This is a genomic window from Streptomyces sp. NPDC050388 (genome assembly GCF_040655635.1).
Lineage (GTDB): Bacteria > Actinomycetota > Actinomycetes > Streptomycetales > Streptomycetaceae > Streptomyces.
The window spans coordinates 1-6,563 of sequence record NZ_JBFAKH010000175.1 but is presented as its reverse complement, the minus strand read 5'-3'; the positions used below and the strand labels follow the sequence as shown (position 1 = coordinate 6,563).

At 69.6% G+C, this 6,563-nt stretch carries 6 protein-coding genes and 3 pseudogenes; 7 read left to right on the top strand and 2 right to left on the bottom strand.

The annotated features are described in order from the left end of the window. Positions 1-194: 194 nt before the first annotated feature. Positions 195-1,199, top strand: a pseudogene (locus AB0I73_RS39750) (integrase); the annotation flags it as partial. A 35-nt stretch (positions 1,200-1,234) separates the two neighbouring features. Here AB0I73_RS39750 and AB0I73_RS39745 read toward each other — a convergent pair. Next, positions 1,235-2,329, bottom strand: a complete 1,095-nt coding sequence (locus AB0I73_RS39745; protein ID WP_363045265.1) for an integrase core domain-containing protein — start codon at positions 2,327-2,329, stop codon at positions 1,235-1,237. A 535-nt stretch (positions 2,330-2,864) separates the two neighbouring features. Here AB0I73_RS39745 and AB0I73_RS39740 point away from each other — a divergent pair. The 4 genes from AB0I73_RS39740 to AB0I73_RS39725 all read left to right on the top strand — a co-directional run bounded on the left by AB0I73_RS39740 (position 2,865) and on the right by AB0I73_RS39725 (position 5,318). After that, positions 2,865-3,485, top strand: coding sequence for a hypothetical protein (locus AB0I73_RS39740; RefSeq protein WP_363045264.1), 621 nt, complete (start codon positions 2,865-2,867; stop codon positions 3,483-3,485). A gap of 105 nt (positions 3,486-3,590) precedes the next feature. Further along, positions 3,591-4,142, top strand: a complete 552-nt coding sequence (locus tag AB0I73_RS39735; RefSeq protein ID WP_363045263.1) for a SigE family RNA polymerase sigma factor — start codon at positions 3,591-3,593, stop codon at positions 4,140-4,142. Further along, positions 4,139-4,843, top strand: a complete 705-nt coding sequence (locus tag AB0I73_RS39730) for a hypothetical protein (protein WP_363045262.1) — start codon at positions 4,139-4,141, stop codon at positions 4,841-4,843. The genes AB0I73_RS39735 and AB0I73_RS39730 overlap by 4 nt, the downstream gene beginning before the upstream one ends. A gap of 235 nt (positions 4,844-5,078) precedes the next feature. Further along, a complete protein-coding gene (locus tag AB0I73_RS39725) occupies positions 5,079-5,318 on the top strand; it encodes a helix-turn-helix domain-containing protein (protein WP_363045261.1) in 240 nt (79 codons plus the stop codon). A gap of 39 nt (positions 5,319-5,357) precedes the next feature. Here AB0I73_RS39725 and AB0I73_RS39720 read toward each other — a convergent pair. Next, positions 5,358-5,465: pseudogene (locus AB0I73_RS39720) on the bottom strand (IS5/IS1182 family transposase); the annotation flags it as partial. A 61-nt stretch (positions 5,466-5,526) separates the two neighbouring features. Here AB0I73_RS39720 and AB0I73_RS39715 point away from each other — a divergent pair. Together AB0I73_RS39715 and AB0I73_RS39710 are read left to right on the top strand one after the other, a co-directional pair. Continuing rightward, on the top strand, positions 5,527-6,252 hold the full coding sequence (locus tag AB0I73_RS39715) for an IS6 family transposase (RefSeq protein WP_363045266.1): 726 nt from the start codon (positions 5,527-5,529) through the stop codon (positions 6,250-6,252). Between the two features lie 66 nt (positions 6,253-6,318). After that, positions 6,319-6,563, top strand: a pseudogene (locus AB0I73_RS39710) (hypothetical protein); the annotation flags it as partial.

Below are 6,563 nucleotides of genomic sequence, written 5' to 3'. Positions count from 1 at the left end.
AACTCCGGCGGATAGTGCTTCATGACCACGAGATGTCCGTTCTCAGATCCTCAGGATCCAGTGTCTCGTGTGTCCAAGATCAGGGGTCAAGGCCCATCCGCCCAGGTCACGGCCTTGGCCGGCCATCTCTGATGCAGCTGCCGGTTACCCCGCTGTCTTCACCTGAGCGAGGGAGGACGGCATCATGATCGGTTGTGCTGCTGCGCCTGGCCTACCTCGCCGCTACCAACATCTTCGCCCTGCTACGTCTCCTGCCGATGAGCGAGCGGGACAAAGACATCGAGATCCTCGCCCTGCGGCACCAACTGCTCGTCCTGCAACGCCAGGTTGCCAAGCCCGCGGTCACGGACACCGACCGTGCTGTCCTCGCCGGCCTGCTCCACCACCTCCCCCTGGGCAAGCTGCGCCACCTCCCGCTGCCGGTACGCCCCGACGCGATCCTGCGCCGGCACCGTGACCTGCTCAAGCGACGCCCTGCCGCGACCTGCGCGCCCCAGCGCCGTGGGCGCCCACCCGCCGTCCGCTCGATCCGCATCCTGGTCCTGCGTCTGGCCCGCGAGAATGCCTCATGGGGGTATCGCCGGATCCACGGCGAGCTCGCGGCGCTCGGCATCCAGGTCGCCGCATCCACCGTCTGGGAGATCCTTCGCGAGCACGGCCTCCCGCCCGCGCCCGAACGGCAGAGCACCACCTGGGCCGCCTTCCTGCGCAGCCGGGCCGACGCGTTGTTCGCCTGCGATCTCTTCGAGACCCGGACGCTGACCGGGGCGCGGCTGTACGGCTTCGCCGTCATCGAGCACGCCACGAGGCGCGTCCGGATCCTGGGCGCCACCGGGCACCCGACCGCGGAGTGGATCGTGCAGCGCGGCCGCCATCTCGGCATGGACCTGGAGGATGCCGGCTGCCGGGCGCGGCTCCTGATCCGGGACCGAGACGCGAAGTTCACCGCCGCCTGCGACGCCCTGCCGGCCGACGCCGGCCCGAAGGTGATCACCACCGGCCTCCGGATACCCCGGATGAACTCCCTCATGGAGCGCCGGCTACAGGCCTGCCGGCGCGAGCTCCTGGACCGCACCTTGATCTGGAACCAGAGCCACTTCCTGTACGCGCTCCGCGAGTTCGAAACCTTCTCCAACGAGCACCGGCCGCACCGAACGCTGAAGCAAGCCGCGCCCCTTCGTGCACTACCCGAACCGATCAACGTTGCGCCTGTCGAAAAGCTCATCCGCGCAGGTCATGCGGCATGTCGGTACTCGTGGAGGATGCCGCCGAGTCGTTGGCGTCGTATGTCGAGGTGGGTGATCTGCTCCGGATCGCTGATCGGCATCGGCAAGGGGCGTAGCGGGCGGGCGTTGGCGATGCCTTGATGGGGCCGGTGGGAGTTGTAGAAGTCTTCGAACTCGCGTAGCGCGTGGAGCAGGTGTCGCTGGTTCCAGATCAGGGTGCGGTCCAGCAGCTCGCGCCGACAGGTCTGCACCCACCGCTCCATGATCGAGTTCATTCTCGGTATCCGGACGCCGCTGAGCACCACCTCGATACCCGCGTCCTTGAGTACCTCGTCGAACAACCGCGGGAACTTCCCGTCCCGATCCCGGATCAGGAACCTGGCACGGCAGCCGGCGTCCTCGAGGTCCATGACGAGGTTCTTCGCGACTTGCGTCACCCAGGATGCGGTGGGGTGCGCGGTGGCGCCGAGGATCCGGATCCGGCGGTTCGCGTGCTCGATCGCGGCGAACACGGACAAGCGGGCCCCGGACAGGGTGACGGTTTCGAAGAAGTCGCACGCCAGGAGCGCGTCGGCCTGGGAACGCAGGAAGCCCGCCCAAGTGCTCGAGGTCCGCTCGGGCGCTGGGTCGATGCCGGCCTCCTTCAAGATTTCCCAGACGGTGGAGGCGGCCACCGTAACGCCCAGAACGAGGAGTTCGCCATGGATGCGGGGGTATCCCCAGTTGGAGTTCTCGCGGGCGAGCCGCAGCACCAGCAGCCGGGTGGAGCGCACGGTCCGCGGCCTTCCCGGGCGCTTGGGCCGGGAGCGCGCAGCGTGGCGGCGTGCGACCAGATCGCGGTGCCAGCGCAGCACCGTGTCCGGACGCACCACCAGCCGTATCCTGCGCAGCACCTGCGAGGGCAGGCGGTGCAGCAACGCCGCCAGGAACGCGCGATCGTTCGGGGAGAACCGAACCTTCTCGCCACCGAGTTGGCGCTCCAGCACCGTGATCTGATGCCGGAGGGCGAGGATCTCCGTTTCCATGTCCCGGTCGCTCATGGGCAGCAGGCGCAGCACGGCGAACGCGTTCGTCACGGTCAGGTAAGCCAGTCGCAGCAGCACGACCAGCCATCATGCCGGGCTGATCGCCAGCCCCGCGAGAGCACCGATTCCAGCGTCCGTGCTCGAGAACCCGCGCATCCCGCACACCGGCTCCCACCTCGGCGGATGAAGTTTTCGGCAAGGGCAACGTCGGTGTCCGCGACAACCCTCTCGACATCACCGAGCTGCTTCTCTCCGAGATCGACGGAAAGTGGCGGGTGGCCGAGATGAAGTAGTCGTTCTCCCACCGACGTCGAACCGCCCGCAAAGGGGCCGCTGGCTTGCTGGCGGCCCCTCTGCCGTACGTGCCACGAAACCCGAGCCCACCAGCCCCGACCGGTTGACGAAACAGATAGGCCCCCCGCTTTGGGTGACATCTCCCAGACGCACCCGGCCGTGCAGGTGCCGGTGCAGGCGGCGAGGATCCCGGTGCGGCGGACGTGATCGATCTCTCACGGGAAAATCATGCGGCAGGACATAGAAGTGAGGCCCTGTGACCGTCTGAGTGGTGCAGGAGTTCGACAGATGCATCACTGAGACTCGCAGGAGGAATCGGATGGAGACCAGGCGCGGATGGAAGCGGCTCGCCACGATGGGCGCCGCGGCCGTGGTGCTGGCGGGCGGCGCCGGGGCGGCTGTGGCCGTGGAGCGGACGGCCGGGCATGCTGCCCAGGTGCCGGCGGCGGTGGACGCGGTGGCACCGGCGAAGGCCCCGGGCCGTGCGACGACGGCCCCGGGGCCGCGGATCGTGCAGCCGTACCAGCCGGTGAGTATCGGGCAGGGCGCCGTCATGGCCCTGCTGCCTGAGGGACGGCAGAACTACGTCGTGGCCTGGACGAACGTTCGTGAAGCGGTCGAGCAGGCCCGGGGGATGGTGGGCGATGACATCCGGCCCGAGAGCCTCAGCGGTGGCATCGCCGTCGACGGGGCCGACGTGCTGTACACCGGCGCATGGCGCACGAGCACCCCGCCCGCCCGGATCACCGTCCGCACGGCTGACGGCACCGAACGGGACGCGGGCATGCTGAGCCTGCCCGGCGGACCGGGCTGGGGGACCTACTACCTCGACGCCGCCGGCGCCGGGGCCCCGCGGGGAGCTGTCACGATCACCGCATACGGCCTCGATGGCACGGTGCTGGCGACCCTGGCGTATGAATTGCCCCTGGCCGGACGCTGACCGCAACCGCAGCCCCGTGGCCGGAGCCTTCCGTACTGCCCCGGTGCACCCCGCACCGGGGCAGTACGGCGGACGGGGACCGGACGCGGCAAACAGAGGACCGGAGTGAAGACCGACGCGGAAGCAGAGTTCGGGGCGTTCGTGGTCAGCCGCTGGCCCCGGATGCTCAGGACCGCTCACCTGCTCACCGGACACCACCACGACGCGGAGGACCTGGTGCAGACAGCCCTGGCGAAGGCGTATGCCCGATGGGAGCGGGTGAGGCGCAGCGACGACCCCGACGCCTACGTCTGGCGCATCATGATCAACACCAACCGGGACCGGCTACGCGTGCCACGGGCCCGGGAGTGGCTGACCAACCGCTTCCCCGAGACGGCCGCCCCGGAAGGGACCGACTCGATCACCGAGCGCTCTGCGCTCATGGCGGCCCTGGCCCGACTGCCCCAGCGACAGCGGGCGGTCGTCGTCCTGCGCTACCTGGAGGACCGCAGTGAGAGCGAGGTCGCCGCGCTCCTGGGAACCCGGGTGGGCACGGTGCGCAGCCACGCCGCCCGTGCCCTGCGCAAGCTCCGCGCCGAGCCGGCCGTGACCGGATGCGACCGCGGCCTTGTCCCTCTGGAGCGGAGCGAGGCTGCGCGGGAGGAGGTCCGGAAGTGAACGAGGACGACATGCGGCTCGCCCAGGCGCTCCACCGCGCGGCCGACGCCTTCCCGGCAAGCCCGGCCCCCGTCGACGAAGTGGTGCGCCGGGGCCGGTTTTTGAGCCGTCGCCGCCGCACCCTGGCGGGCGGCGCCGGGGCCGCCGCGCTGCTGGCGGCCACGACCCTCGGGGCGCTCGCCGGGGGAGGCACGGACGACGGTGCCGCACCGGCGCCACCCGCCGCCGCCATGCCCGGGCCGCAACCGACCAGCTCCCCACCGCAGCGGGGTGCACAGACAGTGCGGCCCTACCAACAGGTCCCGATCGGGCACGGCCTGCGCATGGCGCTGCTGCCGGAAGGACGGCAGAACTACGTCGTGGGCCCGGGCGACCTGACCCAGTCCATCGAGCTCGCCCGGGCCCACGCGGGCGGCGACAGCCTGAAGACCGGCGGCATCAGCGCCGGCACGACCACCCTGGCGCAGGGAGTGGCGTGCACGGGCGCCTTCCGCACCCGCACCGCACCCGCCCGGGTGGTGATACAGGTCGACAACGGCACGCCACACGAGGCCCAGCTGCTCGCCCTGCCGGGCGACCCGGGCTGGGGCACCTACCACGCGTTCCTCGACGGCGTGCCCCAGGACGCCACGATCACCGTCACGGCGCTTGCGCCGGACGGACACGTCCTGGCCCGGCTGCGCACTGAAACACCACGCTGAGACCGTGAGCTGCCACGAGGTGTGCGACATTCCGCGGGTTCGTCCTGGCTTTCATCTCCCGTTGCCGCAGGTCAGCCCGGCAGACGGGAGCGATGGATCCGCACTACGTGAGCACGACGAGCAGACGGCCGCCGCTGAGCCAGCGCTCACCTAGTGAAGCGCGTGCAGCCGTTACGGCAGGTCAGGGCCTGCACCGTTGTTTTTTCCGCGAGAACTACCGGGACCCCAGCTGATCGTGGCGAACACCAACGACGGTCTCGCCTCCGCACGGGCCCGCGGCCGGGTCGGCGGACGACGGCCCAAGCTCACCAAGGAGCAGGCAGCGCTCACCCAACGCCTCTACGACGAGCGAGAGAAGACCGTCCAGCAGATCGCCGGCATGTTCGGCGTCCCGCGTTTCACGGTGTATGGGCATCTCGACAAGACCAAGACCGTCCCCCGCCAGCCGAAGAAGACCGCGGTCACGAAGTCCTGACGGCTGCCTTACGGCTGGTGTCTGAGCTAGGGTCCGTCTTCAAACGGATCTCGCCCAGAGCAGGAACGACGCGAGGGTGACCGCCGCTTCGTAGGAGGCGGCGGTCTTCTCGTACCTCGTCGCGACGCCACGGAAGCCCTTGAGCCGGCGTTGTCACGTTGGCTGACCGGCGTGGGATGATCTTGTGGAGGTCGTATCGGGGAGGGGGCTGTTCGTGTCGTCCGTGCCGCCGTCGTACCGAGGGCACCGGCACCCCGTCGAGATCATCTCCCACTGCGTGTGGCTGTACCACCGGTTCCCGCTGTCGTTCCGCAAGCTCGAGGAACTGATGCTCGAGCGCGGCGTGCTCGTCTCCTACGAAACCGTCCGGCGGTGGTGCCTGAAGTTCGGTCAGGCCTACGCCAACGCGCTGCGTCACCGGCGTCCCCGTCCCGGTGGCAAATGGCACCTGGACGAGGTCTTCATCAAGATCAACAGTGAGCTGACGTACCTGTGGCGCGCGGTGGACCAGCACGGCACCGTGCTGGACATCCTCGTGCAGAACCGACGCGACAAGGCCGCGGCCCGGCGCTTCTTCCGCAAGCTCCTCAAGAAAACCCGCTCGGTGCCACGGGTGGTGGTCACGGACAAGCTCCGCAGTTACGGGGCCGCCCACCGCGAGGTGATGCCTTCCGTCGAGCACCGCTCCCACAAGGGCCTCAACAACCGGGCCGAGAACTCCCACCAATCCACCCGGCAACGCGAACGCGCCCTGAAGGGCTTCCGCAGCGTCGGCGGAGCCCGGCGGTTCCTGGCCGCGTTCAGCGGCATCTCACCCCACTTCCGGCCCCGACGCCACCGGATGACCGCCCCCGACCACCGCGCCGAGATGACCGTCCGCTGCGCGATCTGGGAGCAGATCACCAAGAACATCGGCCTGCTTACCCAGGGCTGAGCACCGGCCCGGAACCCGGCCCCATCACACCCCAACGCACCGTCAGACATCCACGTACTCACCAACGTGACAACGCCCGGCTCGCAGCTGGGCCCGTCCCCGCCCGGTCCTCTGCCGCTGGGCGTCGCGGGTCACGGGGGATCTACGATCCTCGTCGGCCCGAACGGTCTGCGGCTGCGGCTGCGGCGGGAGACGGCCCGGACCCTGGGCGCGGCGATGTGTGCAGAACTCGTCTGGCGCAAGGGATTTGCACGGAATCCGCCTCCTGCGGCCGGCCGCTCCGTGTGGCAGCATGCCCTCCGGATCTTCCG

Bases quoted from the DNA above. Each gene is read 5' to 3' on its own strand.
- AB0I73_RS39740 (WP_363045264.1), top strand. From the start codon at position 2,865: ATGGAGACCAGGCGCGGATGGAAGCGGCTCGCCACGATGGGCGCCGCG.